This window comes from Cohaesibacter marisflavi (genome assembly GCF_900115225.1).
In the GTDB taxonomy this organism is placed as follows: domain Bacteria; phylum Pseudomonadota; class Alphaproteobacteria; order Rhizobiales; family Cohaesibacteraceae; genus Cohaesibacter; species Cohaesibacter marisflavi.
Genome location: NZ_FOVR01000014.1, coordinates 98,584 through 116,640 on the forward strand (window position 1 = coordinate 98,584; position 18,057 = coordinate 116,640).

Consider the following 18,057-nt stretch of genomic DNA (forward strand, 5'->3'; position numbering starts at 1 on the left):
TGCACTCAAAGGGCGGGCGTCTGCTCGCCGGGTGCATCAGCCATGAAAAGACGCAATTCCGCAACGATCTTCTGAAAGGCGCTCAAAAGCGTGATTGTCATCAGAATGGGAGGCGCAGCGTAGATGAAACGCATGGAAATAGGCAGGCTGTCGGCCCTGCTGCCCCCACGCAGGAAAAAGTCATAGCCGAACTTGATCCACACACAGAATGTCAGGATTGCCAGAATATGGATGACGACCATCAGCAGATGCCGCCCTCGCCGCTGCTTAAGGGCTTCGAGCAGAAAGGTCATCGCAATATTCTTGTCCTGCAGATAGATCAGCGGCAGGCAGAGATAAGCCATATAGATCATCAGGAACCGCGAGAGCTCATCAGTCCAGCTGAGCGGCATGCCGAGCAAATAGCGAAACACCACCTGCAACAGCACGATCACTGTCATCGCGACAAGCATCGCGCCACCAATCCAGCTTCCCAGCCGCGCCAGTGGTGCATTCACCCTGCTCAGCCCCTTTTCCAATGACGCCAACATGAGACACGCTTCCCTTGATGATCAAAGTGGTATTGAAAGCGTCAGAGCAAGGCTAAACCCTCTGCCACGCTCTGGCATTTCAATCTGTCCGGTCTTGCATAAGGAGGAAAAAACGCAAAGATATGACAGCTGTGGATCACAGCTCCATGCCTCCCCTCGGCATATCAATTCGCAAAGGCCACCATCCCCCATAGAGGCCAGAAACACGAGCAGTGAGAAGCACGAACAGCCCGCAAGGCAACAAAAGCCCGATCCGATTTCAAAAGCTACTCTTTATCCACCAGATCATGCAGCTTGTCTTCTGCGGCCTTTTGTATCTTTTTCTTCTCGCTATTGTCAAAATCGCTCTTAACACTCTTCACGGCCTGGAAGGCCATAAAAAGATTGCCGGCTTGCTCGGCCAGATCCAGAGCATCCAGACCATGCTGAACCATATAGTCGACCAGCTGACCGGCATAATTCCACAAGAACAGCAAATCGGCGGGCATGACGCCATCAGCGCGCGCAACACCATAATCTGCACTATCGGCTCCCTCGCCGAAATAATCATCATAGCTATCGGCTTCATCGACAGCTTCGGCCATGGCTCTGGTGAGCTCCATTTGGAGCTGTTTAGCATCAATCATCATCGGCCACTCTCCTGTGCCCATCTTGTATCCATTCGCTTTATGGTATCCTGTGCCCAAAATGCAAGCAAGCGCAACAGGAGGTAGCAAGCGGTCGAAATAATCGCAGTGGGCAAAACAGAAGCCCAATGCGCCTGAGAAAAAAGCTGGGGGAAGCGATCAAGGCTCGGCGTGGCATGAACCACTCCCTGCCGCACCCCTTGCATGACATCGGCCTGAGCCAGATAAAATGTGCAGGAAAACAGGAAAAAGAGGAAAGCTTCAATCAGGGAAACAGCCGCGACCACCTTCAGCTTGCGCATGAACAGCAGCAGATACTGATGAAAGAGCAGCGTTAATCCGCCCATTACGATCAGTAACAGCAAACCGCTTTCCAGTATCCTTGCATGAAACAGCCCGAAGCGCAGAAAATAGTTGAGCGGAATAACGCAAAAGATCACCCCGCACACAACGAGCATGAAAAAGCCCACCACTACCCCCGGCAATGAGAGGGAAAACAGGCCAAGCCGTCGTAGCACACGCCCTCTATGCCCCTTGTGCCCCGTGTCTCCCTTCAGCCTTGAAAACGACACCTGCCCCGAAGCCAGATGTCGGATACCCTTCACAGCCCCGCCAATGGCAAAAACAAGGAAGAGTATAGCTCCGGGCAGACCGATCAATTGCGCATTGAAGTTGGAGAAAATCCCCCGATACAGCATCATCACCGAACCGATCAGCCCCGGCCCGCACACTTCCACGGCGGTTACGGCAAGAAAGGTCAAAAACCAGGCCAAACCACTCCGCCGCAAAGGCTTGGCGGGACGCTTGGGCAGCGTGACATAGAGGCAGGCAAAAGCCCCGAGCGCCACTGCATCAAAGCCCAACACCGTCCAGCATAAATCCTTCGGGGCAACCAGCACATACAAGGTGCGGATGCTGAAAAAGAAGCCCCAGAAATAGGTCAGCATATCCCGCGCGTGAAGGCTCAGCCCCCGTTGATGCAACGCCCGCTCGAAAGGCGAAATCCCGGTTCTAAGTGCAGAAAAGATGTCTGGTGTAGCAGGCAGGCCATCAAACCCGTAGGGCGCTTCGACCTCTGAGACAAAATGAAATCCGGCAGCATCGGCAAAATATTCACGCGCCTTAATATAGGAAACAATCATGCCTCTAAAGGAAAGATAGACCCCGGCACTGAAGCTTAGAAAAATCACAATGGAAAGCGGAAGCGTAAGGGAAGGCCCCATAGGTGTCATCGAGAGCACCGTCGATCCTATAAGCAGAAGAGGCCCAAACACCATGAGGAACATGAAGGTGAGCAACGCGACAATCACCACGAATGCCGAATTCGCCAGATTGTCCTTGCTGACCGCATGGGCGCATTCATGCACCATGAAAAAGGCCAGACGCTCCTGAACGGCGTCAGAGCGCTTGCCCTTGAGGATGCGGGAGAGATGCCCCCTCGGCGCATAAAACAGCTGGTCGGCTCCAAAAAAGTCAGTACCCGCCTCCCCGCCCTTGCCGACGGGCATGCGAATATCAACGAAATACCCCACCCGACGCAGCAATCGCTCAGCCACGCCCCGCGCAGCAGGATAAAGCAACAGGCTTTCGCCGGAAGGCTTGTCAAACCGGCAGATATGAGCGGCAAACAGCAACAGGCAAAGGAAGAAAAGAAGATGCCATGCGGCAAGATCAAAAGCGGAATTGCCTCTTGCCTGATTGAAGGCATCCACCGCCTTGCCAAGCCATGGCAGCAGCAACAGTGGATTGGCCCCATTGATCAAAAAGCTGAACTGCGCATAGAGAGAGCCAGCCCCTCGGACCATATCGAGCGCCCACAGCATCGATAAGCAAAGCGCAATAAAGGCCGCACCACCCAGCAGTAGAAAGGCAACCATGCTCCAGAGCCGCACACCGGAAAGAACAAAGGAACGGATGTTCGGATATAGCGGAGCGCGAATAGTCTGGCGCGATGGATTATAAGAGTTCATGCAGTTTAAGAGTCTTACAGACCGGCAGATCGGGGATGAACCGCCTGCCGATGGCGGAAAGAATAAAGGATCGATAGGTCAATAACAAAGGTGCTTTAAAAGTGATTGCAAACACGGGTTTACTCGCGCCATGGTGCGTCATAATGAAAGCCATGGCAACCTGATTTCTGCGACAATGCATGATTTGCAGCATCTCGCTCACCAGAATGGCAACCCGATAGCCGACTTCCTTGAGCCGTTGCTCGGCAACCGCATCTCCCCGCACGCGATCAAGACGATCCAGCGCATCAGAGGGTTGATGGCGGGGCTTGGAAAATTGCCCGTATTTATCGGCAACCTTCAACATCAAAATAAGATTGTCGCTATCTGCGCTCTTGAGCTCGACAAGCTCGATCAACGGGCAAATGCGCTGAAGCAGGGCCTGAAAAGCAGTTTTCACCTCAAGGGAAAAGCGCCCGGCCTCGATTTGTCGACGTAGATGGCCCAGATAAGCCTCATAGGGGCCCTCGGTCTGCTGTTCATCAGAAGCAACCGCTCGCATGCCTTCCCATCGGTCCTGCTCGCCATCCAGCCATTGCGCCATGACTTGCCTGTGAGCATGAATGCGCCTGCCTTGCGAAGCACGCAGGCGGCGCGGTAACCAGGTCTGTCCGGCAACAAAGGCGGCCCATCTGGGCAGCAGCGGCATGTCCCCGACCTGAACCCAGCTTTGGCGATTTCCTTCCTGCTTGGCGGAATAGTCAAACAGATCACGCAAGATACTGTCTGCATCAAGCGCATCAGGCACAGCCTGCAAAGGGTCTCTTTCCCTGTCGAGCCAAAAAGACCATTGCCAGAGCCACTCAAGCCGCTCTTCGCGCCCCGCAAGCAGCGAACTGTCATCAATGCCTTGGCCTTGCAACAAACCCGCCTTGACCTTGCGATCTATCTCGCTGAAGGAAAAGAAGGCATCACCGACAGTCAAGGTGCTGGCAGGGGCTTCATTCATGACGGGCTCCTTGCTCAATGGTGACAGATAGCAGGGCATCCAGATCCGCGGCATAGATCTCGGATGAATCCAATATGACAAAGCGCTCGCCAATCCGTCTCAAGAAGAGAGGCCGGGAAGCAAGCGTTGCAACAGACACTTGCTTGTCGCCGACACGAGCCTCAAGCACCTGATCAGGCCGCGCAACGAGCAAGAGCATGGCCGCAGGGCGCCCCCACAGCTCGAAATTGCTCAGATAGCGCGTGCGGTCTTCCAGTTCGGCGATATCTCCCGCAACAACATTGTCCGCATCTTCGCAGTCAAAGGCCAAGACCTGAGACGACCCATTGTCGCTCACAAAATCTACATAACCACGCCCGCCCATCACCTCAAATTCGCGTAGTTTTCCAACCATTTGGCTACCCAAGCGCGCACGCAAGCCATCAAAGCCTGCGCAGAATGAGGCGGCCTGTCCGCGCAGATCAGAGCGCCCATTGTCAAAGACAGCGCCTATGTCACCCGCCTCATCTAGGTACAGCGTTTGCGGATCGCGCGTTAACGCCCATGCGCCCTTCCACGCCAACGTATCCGGATCAAACAGGTTCACCCGTTTCTCGCTGCCAATGGCGATGACAGGAGCCCCTTCAAAATGAGACAAGACAGCATGCCCGCGAGCGACCAGATCGCTAAATCGGCCACCAACCAGACGGCGTGTCATCTTGCTGCCATTCAAGCTTGCCGCCGAAATACGGATGGCATCATCACCATCCCCTTCGCCGCGGCGATAGGCAAAGTCTCCATCGTCAGCCAACAATGCGTCACAGGCTTCCACCTGATCAAGCTGGCCGTTGGTGCGCCAGCGATAAAAACGGCCATCGCCATCTTCAAGGCAAAGCGAACGGACAGCGGCTCGTCCCCTGTCCAGCACGCGATCAACATCGGCATCGGCGCCAAATGCGCGAATGCTGGCAGCGAGCCCCGCCTCATTGGCCGCTCGCGCTCCATTTTCCGTTTCCCACTGGCCAACAGGTTGCCGAACCCATCCGAGCCCCGTCATCAAGTCGATGTGTTTGGGTTCGATCTTGGCGATCTGCCGAATGGCATCCAGAGCAAAACGCCCAGCTGAAAGGCTGTTCTCTTCCCCATGCCAGCGAAACTGCAACATGCCCTCGCGCCCGGCAGTGCGCCCAATCAGCCAGACGCCTGTCTCTTCATCGCCGACAATACGCCGTGTCTCGAAGGGGTCAGCCTGATCCTGTCGCAAAGCGAAAGGCTCACCGGCTTCTGAACGCGCCAAACGCCCTTGCCACAGGCGCCCATCCTGACAGCGCAACAGCGTTACCGGTCCATCGTCCCCCTCGCCCCCCAGGCTCAGCAGAGACGACCCGTCATTGGCCGTTTGGGCCCGATCAAAACGGCAAGCCGCCTGATCTTCTTTGCCTGTGAGAGCATAAAGTGCAAAATGATCCGGATCGATTGCTCCCCCTTCGGCAACAACAGACGAAAAGCCTTCCGGCGAATAAGCCCAGATCTGCCCTTCGGCAGAAACCAGCCCTTGCCGCTCATCGATGGCCAGTCGCCCTCCGGCAAAGGCAAGCCGCTTCCACTGGTTGCCATCGCGATAGTCAAACGAAACACCACCATCGCCATTGCGCACACGCATCTGCCCCGCTTGATAGGCAATGTGGTCGTCTTCATGTGCCTCAAAGGCCTCGGAGAACTCGTTTGCAGCCACCAGCCCATTGCCATCCCAGCGCCATAGATTGCCAGCCTCGATATAGAGCCCTTCAGGCAATCCCTGTGGCTCACTGACCGAAGGAGCCACCGTTTCAGACTGGCAGAAAAGCGTCACCGCCCCGTCTTCCAGAAAACGGAAACTGCGCCCCCGCTTCCCTTTACCTTCGCTCGTGGCAGGACCAGCAGGCGCAAGCCCGAAAGCCTCATCAAGTGCGGTGAAATTACCATGCCAGCTTTGCGCCAGATTCCCATTGCAGCGGATAATGTCATCAAGCTGATCATGCGGAAAGCGCCCCGATGACGACAGCACAGACGGAGCCCCCAACGGCTGGCCATCCCCATCGGAATAGCGCAACAAAATGCGCCCCTGCTGCCGCTCCCAGTGCCAAAAATCATTGCCACCCAAATCCTCAACCGAGAAATCAGCACCCCGCCCACAAGGAAGAACAGAGCCTTCATCAATCGCCAGACATTGCTCAGACCCGAGCGCATAGATAGGCGCGCGCCCATTGCGATAGGCGCCGATATGCACCACCGCTTCACGCCCGTTACGCGCAGCCGACCCTCGCCCCAGCTCGACAAAACGCTGACTGCTGATCCTGCCGCGATCCACCTTCAAAATCTGCAACCCGACGGGTGACCCGGCATAAAGAACGCCATCGCGGCCATAGAGTGACAAGAAGCGATCCATCGGCATCGGTTCGCCCTGATCCCACGCCACAGGTGTCCAGCCATCTTCAAAACCGGCTATCTCGGTTTTCAGCTCAACAGACGGCTTGCCCGCCACAAAGCGCACGCGCAACCAATCCAGCGATGTTGCGATCCGTTCAATATCGGGATTGTCTTCATAGGCGACGCGCTCAAAGGCCTGCCCGTTCCAGCGGCGGCTAACTGCCCCTCGCCGGTTAATGGCAACAACCTGCCGTTCTCCATCCCGCATGGGCTGCACCGCCAGCCGCAACCCCGAAGGCAGCTCGGCACTGGCATCCACGCTGGCCGAAAGCCCATCAAATCCGGAATATTGGCGCACCCCATCCCCCAGCCGCACCACAAGCCCCTGCGGGGAATAAGCTGCGTCAAACAGGATGTCGCTTTCAAAGCGCAAACCCAGCCGCCGTTCCGCACTCATGGTTCGGGTGGTGGAGCGCGTGATCAGCCGGCCATTCTGATAAAGCCAGATGAGATCCTGATCATAGGCTATCTGACGATCGGCAAAGGGATTGTCAGCCCGTTGCCAACCCATTACATCCAGAACAAGCCACTGGTTACGCCCTTCAAGCGCAAATAACCTGTCCCCAACGCTGGTCAACAAGATCGATTGCCCCGATGGCAGCGGCATGGTGCGGCCAAGATCATGCGCAGACACCAGCCCGACGGGCGTCAGGAACCAGGCCTCCCCATCGGCAAAAGCCACATCGCGCTTCACATCAAAGAAAAACCCGCTGTCCGAGAAGGCATTGTAAATCTGGAGCCCATCCGACCAGTGTGCAGAAGTGATCCCTCCTCCGACTTCGGCCTTTACCTGCAATGCACCAAGCGAGACCTCATACGTGCCATTGGCCTCAACCGGATAAGAATCCTCTGGCCCGACGGAACGCCCATCAGTGAAATAAATCCGCCCCTTGCCAACCGCGCGAATATTATCCGGCAGTGTCATGCGGCGCCAGCGCACCGTGGGCTCAGCGCCTGTCTGATAGATCCACACACCATAACGGTTCGCAACCATATAGCGCTCAGCATCCAGCATCACGGCACGCCCCGGCGCGGCAAAAGCAAACCGCCCATCGGGCATGGCCTCTGAGGCGGGCAGTGAGAAACGGGTGCCATCCACATCAAGGAAGGAGAAGACTGCCTTTTCGCGATCCCAACGCACTGAGGCCGTTGCCGCAGCAGGCGCCTTCATCATGCTCAATTGACCGTCAAAGCGTTCGATCTCGCGCGCGCCAGCAGACACAACAATCTGCCCCTCTTGCTCACGCAACGTGATCGCGTCCGCATCCCCGGATGAAGCCTCAAGAGGCGTGCATGATGTGAGGCCGGTTTGCCCGCCACCCCAATAACAAAGACTGACCGCACCATCGGCTGATTGTCTGAGCAGTTGGTGATCGGCAAGGACGGTGACCCGTTCCCCACGCTCGGGCTGATAGGCGAGATGCACCGGTGCGCGCCCTTCTTGCCCAAAGGCCGTCTCAGGGGCGATGATCAACAGCGAAACAGGAAGCGATCCTTCTTCGCCATCGGCAATCACAATCTGCCCATTCTGCTCTGAGACAGATCGCGCCCCTTGAGCGAAAGGCAGCGCAATCGGCGAGGAAACCCGTGCATTTGGCCGATCCGGCGCTTCGGCAATAACCGCCGCCTGCGCTGTCAGATAAAGCCAATTGCCATTGGAAAGACGCACAACGTCCTTTATGGCCTCTGGTGCAATGGGCAGCGCATCCATGCTCCACTGATCAAGCGGCATAAGCGGAATGGAGGTTAGCTCAGGGTCTGCAACAGCCCCCAAAGCACGTCCGTCCTGATAAGTTTCGGTTACAACCAGACCATCTTCTTGCGCCCAGACATCAACGCTGGTGCGGCTGCCTTCTATCGTCGGAAGCACCGCTCTCGCCCATTGCCGCCGAATGCCCTCATAGCGCCAGATGCCCTGATCATCTGCGAAATAAAGCGCATTGCCCATCTGCGAAACAGACTGAAAACTCTGCGGGGCTGGTTGCGGCCCTTCAACGGCAGGAATCTGCACGGAGAGTGTGCCATCCTTCCAGATGCGATATTCCCCGTCCGTATAGAGCAGCCCAACCAGATTGTCAGATTTTGAGACGGCCAGTTGATCCGCGCTCAGCCGCGTCGTCTCGTTGGTCAGATCTTCATTCAATCGCGAACAGCTATCTGAGATCCTCAGCCGCGCCAGAGGAACAATCCAGGCGTCCTGTTCATTATGCACCACCAGATAATCGTCGATCACTGAAATGCGGGCATTGCGCGGCAAGCTGCTGGCAGACAGCGTGAAGCCTGCAAAGCGACGATGGGCTTGATCTCTCAGCCACAAGGCACCCCCCACCAGAGACACCACCCCGACATCAGGCACAGCAGCCACATCGATGATGTTGTCACCGGCCGGGCCGGGATTGCGATAGTAACAGGAAGGTTTAGCTAGGCCGCCATCCTTGATGGTGTGGCGCGCCAGAAAGGTCACCTCGCCATCATATTGTACGGATGCAATATCCGCGCCCACCTTGCTGGCAGAGAGAACCCGCGCCCCATCAATGGACAGGCTTTCATTGCCGAACCAGGCGTTGCGCCCATCATAGACAATGGGAACAGAACCGGCCAAACCGGCAAACCGCAACGGGCCAGAGGCATCGACCCGAAGGCTCTGCGTGATGCTTCGCTCGGCTGAAGAATAGGTGGTGACGCCATTTCCAGAGGCAAAAAACAGCGCAGTACCATTGCTCATGGCATCAGAAATCCGAGCGGACGGAAAGGAGAAGGGCTTATCGCTGCCTGTCAAGCGCCTGCCGCGTCCCTCTTCAACAATGCTGCCGTTCGATCCCAGAAAATAGAGCGCATCATCCACACGGGCAATTTCGCGAATATCTTCACTGATGGGCATGGAGAGGGTGTCTATAAAGCCGCGCTCGGCAAGAGAATAGACGCTAACCCTGCGGTCCCGCGCCAGATAGGTGAGATCTCCCTCATTGATCACATCCCGCACCGGCCCTCGCTCGTCATCAGCCTCGCCCAAAAGCGCCGTAAGCTGAATGGAATGCCCAACTGCCTTTGCCCGGAATGGGCGCCCTTCGGCATCAACGAACAACAGAGCATCACCGTCCCTATGTATGGCGCGTGGTTTGGAGGTTAGCCAAGAGTGCGCAAGACGCTCAAGCGAAGGCTCAGCATCAGAGCCCGTCAAGCGCCACGCCTCAAGCTCATCACCCGCAAGCCCCCACAGGACGTCCTTACCGCCATAAAGCTGTGTGTCCGCCCCGAACAGCAACCCCGGAGACAGGCGCGCCCGCGGAATGGAACGATAGGAACGCGTTTTGATATCATGCAGAACCAGATAGGAATTGCCGATCATCACGAGACGATCAAAGGCCGATACAGCCCGCTTCATGTTGGCAAGCGGTTCGCGCGCCGCAACACCATCATTGATCATGGCGACCGCATCGTCAGCAATGCGCCAGGTCTGGTTGCTGGCCGTTAGCACCAGAAGTGCGCCTGTTTCATCGCGCGCAAGAGAGGTCACCTTCTCTCCGGCAATCGACCAGAAGGTCATCTCGCCCGATCTTTCAAGCAGGCCTACCTTGCCAGTAGCAGCAAAATAGATGCCATTCACAGAGGGCACTTCCAGATAGGTCGACACGGCTTCATCAAGCAACTGTTGCCAGTTCCGCCCCACCCGGTCATAGCGATAGATGCCCGCTTCTCCCAGCATGAGAATGCTTTTGCCATCTTCAGCCACCAGCGCCCGCGAAAGCCGGGCCTGCGACAGCGCCGGATAGAGCTGCGTTTCCCCGAACAAACGCTGCAAATCCCCGCTGGCTTCATAGCGATAGAGCGACAGACAGGCACCGCCCTCACATGGATTGCTCGCAAGGATCAGCGCATCCTTGTCAAAGACGGTCATATCGAGAATGGTTCCGAGCCCGTCACTTACAAGACCGGAAGAGACCAGCTGCCCATCAGCTCCCAAGGACAGGGCCATAAGCCCTTTTTGCGTGCCTAGCAGGAAATCGCCTCCAAAGGCGACCATATGATCAGGCGCTTGGAGCGTCTCATCCCCCAATATCGCCTGTTGGTCAGCATGGGAGATGGGCACCCAGATACGCCGCACAAGATCAAACAGCCCCAAACCATCGGCCTTTGTGGCCAGCAGCAGCCAGCGCTTGTCTGCAGAAACCGCCGCATCCACCAGATCATCCTGCTGGACGGCGTCGCCAGATGCGCCGGTAAACCGTGTGTCCGGCAGCACCGTCCGCCAGCCGGTCTTGTCGCGTACCACCAGCCCACCATCAGCGGAATAGGCAAACAGGCCCGCCTCGTCGGCACAATGGGAAAGCGCCTCTTTGGTCTGGGTCGGGCAGGCCGAAGACATATCAACAAACGTGCTCTCGATCCCTTCTACGCCCTCAAGGCCTTCCTCTTCGGCCCAGACGCCCGTACTCAGATTGACGCTATGCAATAGCCCCTTTTCTCTTAACAGCGACAGCCGGTTGTCGCCTTGCTGATAGGAGGCAGCAACAAAAGCACCGGCGCTCTGCGCCCCTTCATCGCGCACATTGCTCGCCAGCCGATCATCGGCAAGTGGCTGGATCGGATCAGGATCGAACCAGCCAAAGCGCATATGACCGTTGGCAAGCAAGACCCCGAAGGCCACCAGGCAAACAAGGAAAAGCCCATAGAGAGACAGCAAAATCGCATCCATCCGCCGACGCAACGGCACAAGACGCTCAATCGCCCGCCTCTTGGCCTCAATCCTTTGCAAGGTCCGACTTCGCCACTGGGAAAACATCTTATACCCCTCCCGCAGCCAACCGGCTGCCCGTCAGAGGGTGATAAACAGGACGCTCATCAGGCCAAAGCGCCAGATCGTCAGCAGAAAGGGAAGTCTGATGGCTCCTCTGGTGCAGCAACCGAATGGTCGCCAGCCGCGAGCGACCAATCCACCAGGCCAATGCATCCGCATCCTGCTGATAGTCGCCAGAGAGACGCAAGGCGTTATAGGCCCGCTCGATGCTCGAAAGCGCAGTGAGGGAAGCCAAGGCCCAATTCCGGTCAGCAACTGCCAAAAAGGCAAAGGTACAAGGGGCCAGAAATTCGGGAATGCGTCCGCTCGCTGGTGGCACCCGCCGCATCTGTTCGATCTGGGCACTGGCTGAAGCGGAGAGTTGATCAAACCCCGCAAGAGCCTGCCAGAGCGCATATTGACAGCTCGATAGAGGACGAGCCGCAACAAAGGCGTCAAGCAGCGCGAATTTCTGTCTTTCTTCCGGACCGAGTGCCTTCATCAGATCGGCGAGATAATCCGCAACGGCCACATCCTGATCTGTGTCGATGTGACTGAGAAAGGCCAGATCGAAAAAGGCTTCCAGCCACCGCGCCTCGGCTTCACCAAGGTTCCCCTCACCCGCATTGACCTCTTTTGCCGGAAACAAGGCACGCGCCCGCATCAGGCGATCTGCCCGGCGCAGCCATGCCACATCCACCTGCCGCCCCGCGAGCACAGCCGCTTCCATCTGTTCAAACTGATGATCAAGAGAATGCCTGATGACAAGCTCCATATAGTCAAAGCGCAATCCCGGCTTCTGGCTCCAATGAGCGACTGTCTGCAGCAGCCCGGCAGACGGTTCAGCCTTGCCAGCAAGACGTAAGCGCAGCAAGCCGCTCAAGAACAAAATGATCAATCGATGCAGAGGACGGCTAGGGTCCTTGCCGCTCGTCCACATGCCGACCCCGAGCCCGACAAGCGCCCCCAACGGCACCCACAGGATGAGGCTCCATGGGAACCACGCCGTCCAGAGCCGCCCTTTCAGCGGCAGCCAGACATCATCATGAAAACGGTAAATGCTGTCAAAAGGCGCAACATCCGGCCAAAGCTTCAACAGGGTAGCGGCACCGAACAGGCAGAGCGCAAACAGCACGCCACCAACCCAAAAGAGCCGCTTGGAATGCACGCGCATATAGGGGCTTTGCGCCCCGTCTTGCAACAGCGGCGACAAGGAAGCTGAGCGGCGTTCATCAAAAGGAGGCAAGATTTTATCATCATGCCTTCCAATCAACTGGCGCAGACGCTGCACAAGAGAGGAGATCATCCCAGCCCTCCCCGAAAGAGAAGAGAGGCTGACTGCGCACCCGCTCGATCAGAGAAGGATGCCAGAAGGGTTCGCACGAAATCGATCACATCAGAGGAATAAGCCATGACCCCGTAAAAGAGAGCGCAGATAGCAAAGAGCATGATGAACGCCCACTTGTAGCGAGACCAAAACAGACGCAGATGCAGCAGCGTGTAGAAAATCCGCTTGCCAAGCCGCGCCCATCCATAGCGCAGTTTGCTCAATCGCAGCGCCCATTTCTGCCGCCGGAAGCGCTTTCGCACCTCCCTTGTTTGCCCCGCTCGCTGGGCGAGAAACCCTTTGATATCACCTTTACCCGTTTTGGATGCGGCCTTGATGCGAGCAATGGTCTTGCGTGACCGCATGATATTGTCCGGAATCTCGGCCAGCCCCTGCTCGAAGGAGTGATCGAACGGCTCCAGCAGCTTCTTATAGTCACCAAGGGATCGAGGTGCGGAAGGCTCAGTCATCAGGCTCAAGCTCCTGCCGCAGATCGTCGATCATATCGTGGATTGCCGCGATATTGCGCTTTGCCGTTTGCATGAAGGCGTCAGAATTCTGATGCTCTGTCCAGATGGCATCCTGAATGCTCCGCCTTGCTTGTTCCAGCTCGGAGAATTTCTCCGGTACCTTCTTGACCATATCTTCATAAGAGGCCGCATTGCGAATGCTCTCGCCAACCAGCGTCTCAAGCGCCACTGAGCGATCACTGAGATCTTCCATGAGGCCCGTAATCTTGGACAGATAGGCCCTTAGCGCATTGACCTCCTCAGCCATGGCCCCAAGCAGCTGTTCGCTCTGGGCCGCCAGTTGTCTGTCCACGGTGGCGATGTCGGCATCCAACCGGGCGGACAGATCCGCGTTGGCCGCCTCCAGCCTGTGCAACCGCTCCTGCCGCCAGCTCTGTTCGGTCACCTCGGAAGCGAAACTCTCTGCGTCGACATAGTGCCCGATCTGCAAAGCATCATTGAGGAACGGAATGACCCGCCGGATAGGCTGGAATGCGCCACCATCAAGGATCTCGATGCGCATGGCACCGTGCTCAGTTTCCCCGAAGCAATAGATCGGGCTCTCGAAGGCTTTCGTTTCTTCCAGCGTCTGCTGATCAAACAGGCCACCAAAGCCCTGCTTGAGATAAGCATCAATGTCGCTTTGCGTGGCGCGGAAGTTTGGCACCACCACATGCGCCGGTGGCGTAAAAACAAGGCTCCTTGCCTTTTGCGACACGGCAAACTGGGCGAACATCGGATCAACCCGATGGCTTATGGTGCCCGATTTGAGACGACTTTCCCAAAGCGCAACCGGATAGGCCGGCTCCACGCCCACATCGCGCAACCGATAGAGCAGGAAATGCACCCCGCGCACGTCGTTCTGGCTGCCACGGAAGGCATAACGCAAATGCCCTGAATCGATGATCTCCAAGCTAAACCGCCTGAGATAATCAATAAAGGCGCTGAGGCCATCAGCGGGAAAGCGCAGCAGGCGCCAGTCTCCCGCCCCTTCACCCAGAATAAGATCCCGCCGGATAGACAGTTCATCAATCTGCTGATCAATTTCCAACAAGAGGTCCGAGCTGTCCTGATAGTTGGGCAACCTCTGAAGACTAAGACGATGCCCCAATGTGCTGGCATGCTCTTCCAGCAGAGAGCGCAAATGCGCCGTTGCATCATCAAGATGGGTGAGCTTGACAAACTCAATGCGCACCGGGCCGCGCGCTACGCCATCCCTCTCCTGAACAACGGCAAGAGGATCGGACATAGTGGCTTGAGCGGAGGATAGAATATCCAGCTTCGGCAAGCCGACCTCAAGGGCATCCAGAGAGGCAAAGCCACTGTCATCACGCATCCAGTCAAGAGCAAGCCCGACGGGCGTCTGGCTTTGCAGATAGCGTGCAACACTGGCCACGATCATGCTGGCGGCCTTGCGCAGCCTTTCTTCCAACAGAACCGTCGGCTTGAGCAGCAACAGATTGCCTTCTGCGAGCGTATAGGCCAGACGGACATCGACATTGCTCTCGAACAGTTCCTGATGCCTTGCAACGATATCCTGCGCACCGCCCCAATCCGGGCTGATGCCGATTTTCGCAATCGCCAGATGCCCGTCAATCTCCCCGGCACTTTCCGGCACAGCTCTTTCCACACCAAGGCAGGAGAGCGTCATGCCATTGGCCCGCCATTCGATGCGCGCAAAGGCCTTGGCAACCGAGGTGAATTCCCCGACGACACCGAGCACATAGGCGGTTTCTTCCTCAGGGGCAGCCAGTTCCGTGGTGCTGGCATCGGTCTGAATAAGAAAGCTGCTTTGGCTGGCTGCGATCGCCATGCCGATCAAACCGGCATAGTGTTGCGCAATATCGCCAGTGGATCGCTCTTCAAGCGCCACATTGGAAAGGTCATCAGGCAACCGCCCGCCCCTCTGCGCGATATAGGGGTGACGATTATAGCTCTGATAGAGCATCCCCTCCCAACGCGGATCTTCTTCAGCCCCAACGCTTCGATGATCAGACCGAAAGGCAAGTGTGATCGAGCCATCGCGCTCGGCGCTGATGTCAAACCGGTCCACCATGGCGGTTCCGGTCTTTCCAAACAGATGGGCCAATATGTCCAGCGCCACAGGAGCCGGAAGCCGCGGCAAGGTATAGATTGCAGTTTCAGCCATGCACCTGCTCCCAATAAAATTGAAAGATCGCCACGACCAGATCAGCGGCCAGCTTGTTAAGGGCATCCATGCCAATCGGCTGCCCTTCATCTCCCGGAATGGAAAGAGAAAGAGGTGCCTTCTGGCCATCTTCGAGCTGGAAAATCGCCCCACCGCGCAATTGGGCAGGGCACCCGATGGTCAGGTTGAAGGTTTCCAGTGCTGCCTGCCGTCGCCCTTGCAAAAGGGGAGCATTGGCCACATGGGCGCGCCGGATAACCACCATCAGAGCGGCACTGAAATCAGGCAGCATATCGCTATCCAGATCGCTGGCTTCAGGCAATAGCGCATCCAGAATGTCGTAGAGTTGCAAATCCTGCGATCCAAGCGCTTGGCGCCGCGCGGCCTCCCCTGTCTGGTGCCCTTCAACCCCGGGCATCATCGAGAGGAAGCCCGGCAGCCAGCCCGCATCGCAAAAAAAGCGATGCAGCTGCGCGCGGTTCGCCGTCAGCGGATTGAGCCCTTGCAAGTGGGAATAGTCCCCCACCCGCATGCGAGAAGAAACAAGGCCCATCTGTCCGTGCCATTGCCCGAAGCGGATTTCGCTTTGCAGCAGCTCACTCTGGTAAAAGACGATCCCCATGCGGAACACCGCCTCCAGCCAACAAGCCTTGGCCAGCGCTATCACCGGATCACTTCCGTCATCAATACTGGCTCCGATCAGCACAACCTGTTTCTTCTGATCCAGTGGCGGAGGACGGTGACGCGCAAAGAAGGAGGAATTAAGCAGCTTGTCCGCCAGGAGCGGTGGCGGCAAAACCATCTCCGAGAGCAGCATATCCTCGATATCCTCAACCCGCGAACTGGTGTGAATGCCCACCACCCCTCCCTGCTTGGGGTGGGCCAGATGCGCATTCTGCTCATCGGTCAAATCGAAGCTGTCACGCCCGGGATCAAATTTCAGCTTGGGTCTGGGGTCCAGACCATAGATCAACCTGAGCAAGACATCATCATAGACGACACTTGAATAGGCAGCCCCGGACACCACGCCGCTACCATGGCGCACGCGCTGCAATTCGCCCCAAAGCTGATGTGCGGCCCGCTCCCAGAAAAGATGCCATTTATCCGCTTTGTCCGCAGCTTGATCCTCACCAGAAGCACCATCTACCAGAGGCATATCAGGATCACAGACCGTTTGAAACAGCTCGGAAAAACGCGCGCAAAAGGCCTGATAGTCCACCTCGGATACAGGCTCAAGCTCGGCATCAAGACTGAAGAGATAAGTCTCCTCCATCTCCTCCATGATCATCGCGCCAAGGGGCAAAAGACAGACATCATAAAACAGCGCCCGCGAGACATGATCGAACTGGCGCGGATCCTGTTTCATGCTGCGGGTCGCATCCATGGCATCCAGAAGCCGCCGATAGACCGCAAGCCGCACCGGATTGGATACTTCCGGATGATGGGTTGAAAAGCCCTGTGCCACATCCCCGGCAAAGTGCGGCGGCACACCGATATGCCGGTCATGAAACAGGCGGATAACTGCGCGTGTTTGTGCCAGCAGCGCAGGATCATCTTGCCCCGTGCCAGCATGAAGAAAATGCTCTGACTGTACCGCCCCAACCAGATGAACCTGCATTACAATTGGCCCTTGACCAGCAGCGATTGGAGATCATTTTCCTGAAATGGATCGGGCAACCGATCGAGCCCATGCCGGGCCAGCAGCATCAATTCCTGCTCGATATCCATCACTGGCTGCGCCGATCCCTGCTCGGCAGCCCGCATCAGGGCATTGACCAAAAAGATCCTTGAAAAGCGCACCATGCGCCGGTTGGACAGCTGCGAAAGGCGCCGTCCGCGGGCATAGTCGGCCACACAGGTAAGGCGCACCAGCATGTCATTGACCTGCTCGTCCTGTAGATCGACCAAAAGCGCACCTGATTGGCTCATCGCCCTGAGGTCAGCACGAAAATGACTGGCCCTTTCAAGAAGCTGCGGGAAGGTTCGACCCAGATCCTTCGCGTGGCTCTCCTGCCAGCCGGTCTGCATCAAAGCGCCAATGGCATGAGGCTCGGAAGGCACATTGTCCACCCAGCTGCGCAGCAGGAAGCGGTCATAAATCGCCAGCAGCTCGGGCCGCTTGGGCGGAAAGTTGGTCGCGCCGAACAGGCAGGAAAGCTTAACCTCATAAGACTTGCCCCGATCATGGAATTTGCGTTCGTTGATGAAGGTGAGCAGCGAATTGAGGATCGCGCTCGAAGCATTGAAGACCTCATCCAGAAAGATGATCTCCGCATGCTGCATCATGCCTTCATGCAACCGCTCAAGCCCCACGCTGCGCCCATGCGCGTCGAACAGTTTGCCGATATCGAAAAAGCCGAACAATTCCCCCGGTTCGGTGAAGGGAGTTAGAAGATATTCAAAATAGCGCGGTTCCTGCTGGAATTCCCGCAAGACGCCATCATAGGCTCGGTCGTCCGAGCCGGAGAATTCATCGTCCCCCAGCAGCCCGCAAATGTGAGCAAAGGCCCGAATGAGCCGCGATTTTGCCGTGCCCGGAGGCCCGATCAAAAGCATGGATTCTCCCGACGCGACGGCCAGCATCTGACAATGGATCTGATCGGACAGACCGTAGAAGCGATCGTTGAGTGTTTTCTTGATGGTGACCAGATCTGAAAACAGATCACTATGGCGCTCCAGCAATTCGGCCATGACTTTTTGCGAAAACATCAACTCACTCCATAAAACCGCATT

General features: G+C 56.9%; 10 protein-coding genes. All 10 read right to left on the reverse strand.

Going from position 1 to position 18,057, the window contains the following annotated elements; translation table 11 throughout:
• Window positions 1–5: 5 nt before the first annotated feature.
• A complete protein-coding gene (locus BM258_RS20365) occupies window positions 6–530 on the reverse strand; it encodes a TRAP transporter small permease (RefSeq protein WP_090075074.1) in 525 nt (174 codons plus the stop codon).
• Window positions 531–796: 266 nt separating this feature from the next.
• A complete protein-coding gene (locus BM258_RS20370) occupies window positions 797–1,159 on the reverse strand; it encodes a hypothetical protein (RefSeq protein ID WP_090075075.1) in 363 nt (120 codons plus the stop codon).
• Complete coding sequence (locus BM258_RS20375) at window positions 1,156–3,126, reverse strand: M48 family metalloprotease (protein WP_090075076.1); 1,971 nt, start codon at window positions 3,124–3,126, stop codon at window positions 1,156–1,158. Before BM258_RS20375 ends, BM258_RS20370 begins: the two co-directional genes overlap by 4 nt.
• On the reverse strand, window positions 3,113–4,114 hold the full coding sequence (locus BM258_RS20380) for a hypothetical protein (RefSeq protein WP_090075077.1): 1,002 nt from the start codon (window positions 4,112–4,114) through the stop codon (window positions 3,113–3,115). Before BM258_RS20380 ends, BM258_RS20375 begins: the two co-directional genes overlap by 14 nt.
• The gene (locus BM258_RS20385; RefSeq protein ID WP_090075078.1) at window positions 4,107–11,345 is read right to left on the reverse strand and encodes a hypothetical protein; all 7,239 of its coding nucleotides are present in this window, start codon (window positions 11,343–11,345) and stop codon (window positions 4,107–4,109) included. Before BM258_RS20385 ends, BM258_RS20380 begins: the two co-directional genes overlap by 8 nt.
• Window position 11,346: 1 nt before the next feature.
• Window positions 11,347–12,645 carry a hypothetical protein gene (locus BM258_RS20390; RefSeq protein ID WP_090075079.1) on the reverse strand — a complete coding sequence of 433 codons (1,299 nt, stop codon included), beginning with the start codon at window positions 12,643–12,645 and terminating at the stop codon, window positions 11,347–11,349.
• On the reverse strand, window positions 12,642–13,136 hold the full coding sequence (locus BM258_RS20395; protein ID WP_090075080.1) for a hypothetical protein: 495 nt from the start codon (window positions 13,134–13,136) through the stop codon (window positions 12,642–12,644). Before BM258_RS20395 ends, BM258_RS20390 begins: the two co-directional genes overlap by 4 nt.
• Entirely contained in the window at window positions 13,129–15,324 is a 2,196-nt protein-coding gene (locus tag BM258_RS20400) for a hypothetical protein (protein WP_090075081.1), read from the reverse strand. The genes BM258_RS20395 and BM258_RS20400 overlap by 8 nt, the downstream gene beginning before the upstream one ends.
• Window positions 15,317–16,942, reverse strand: coding sequence for a hypothetical protein (locus BM258_RS20405; RefSeq protein WP_090075082.1), 1,626 nt, complete (start codon window positions 16,940–16,942; stop codon window positions 15,317–15,319). Before BM258_RS20405 ends, BM258_RS20400 begins: the two co-directional genes overlap by 8 nt.
• On the reverse strand, window positions 16,942–18,033 hold the full coding sequence (locus BM258_RS20410; RefSeq protein WP_090075083.1) for an AAA family ATPase: 1,092 nt from the start codon (window positions 18,031–18,033) through the stop codon (window positions 16,942–16,944). The genes BM258_RS20405 and BM258_RS20410 overlap by 1 nt, the downstream gene beginning before the upstream one ends.
• Window positions 18,034–18,057 lie beyond the last annotated feature (24 nt).

Excerpts from the sequence above, each read along its gene's own strand:
- BM258_RS20390 (WP_090075079.1), bottom strand. The coding sequence starts at position 12,645 with ATGATCTCCTCTCTTGTGCAGCGTCTGCGCCAGTTGATTGGAAGGCAT.
- BM258_RS20380 (WP_090075077.1), bottom strand. The coding sequence starts at position 4,114 with ATGAATGAAGCCCCTGCCAGCACCTTGACTGTCGGTGATGCCTTCTTT.
- BM258_RS20400 (WP_090075081.1), bottom strand. The coding sequence starts at position 15,324 with ATGGCTGAAACTGCAATCTATACCTTGCCGCGGCTTCCGGCTCCTGTG.
- BM258_RS20405 (WP_090075082.1), bottom strand. The coding sequence starts at position 16,942 with ATGCAGGTTCATCTGGTTGGGGCGGTACAGTCAGAGCATTTTCTTCAT.
- BM258_RS20375 (WP_090075076.1), bottom strand. The coding sequence starts at position 3,126 with ATGAACTCTTATAATCCATCGCGCCAGACTATTCGCGCTCCGCTATAT.
- BM258_RS20370 (WP_090075075.1), bottom strand. The coding sequence starts at position 1,159 with ATGATGATTGATGCTAAACAGCTCCAAATGGAGCTCACCAGAGCCATG.
- BM258_RS20410 (WP_090075083.1), bottom strand. The coding sequence starts at position 18,033 with ATGTTTTCGCAAAAAGTCATGGCCGAATTGCTGGAGCGCCATAGTGAT.
- BM258_RS20395 (WP_090075080.1), bottom strand. The coding sequence starts at position 13,136 with ATGACTGAGCCTTCCGCACCTCGATCCCTTGGTGACTATAAGAAGCTG.
- BM258_RS20385 (WP_090075078.1), bottom strand. The coding sequence starts at position 11,345 with ATGTTTTCCCAGTGGCGAAGTCGGACCTTGCAAAGGATTGAGGCCAAG.
- BM258_RS20365 (WP_090075074.1), bottom strand. The coding sequence starts at position 530 with ATGTTGGCGTCATTGGAAAAGGGGCTGAGCAGGGTGAATGCACCACTG.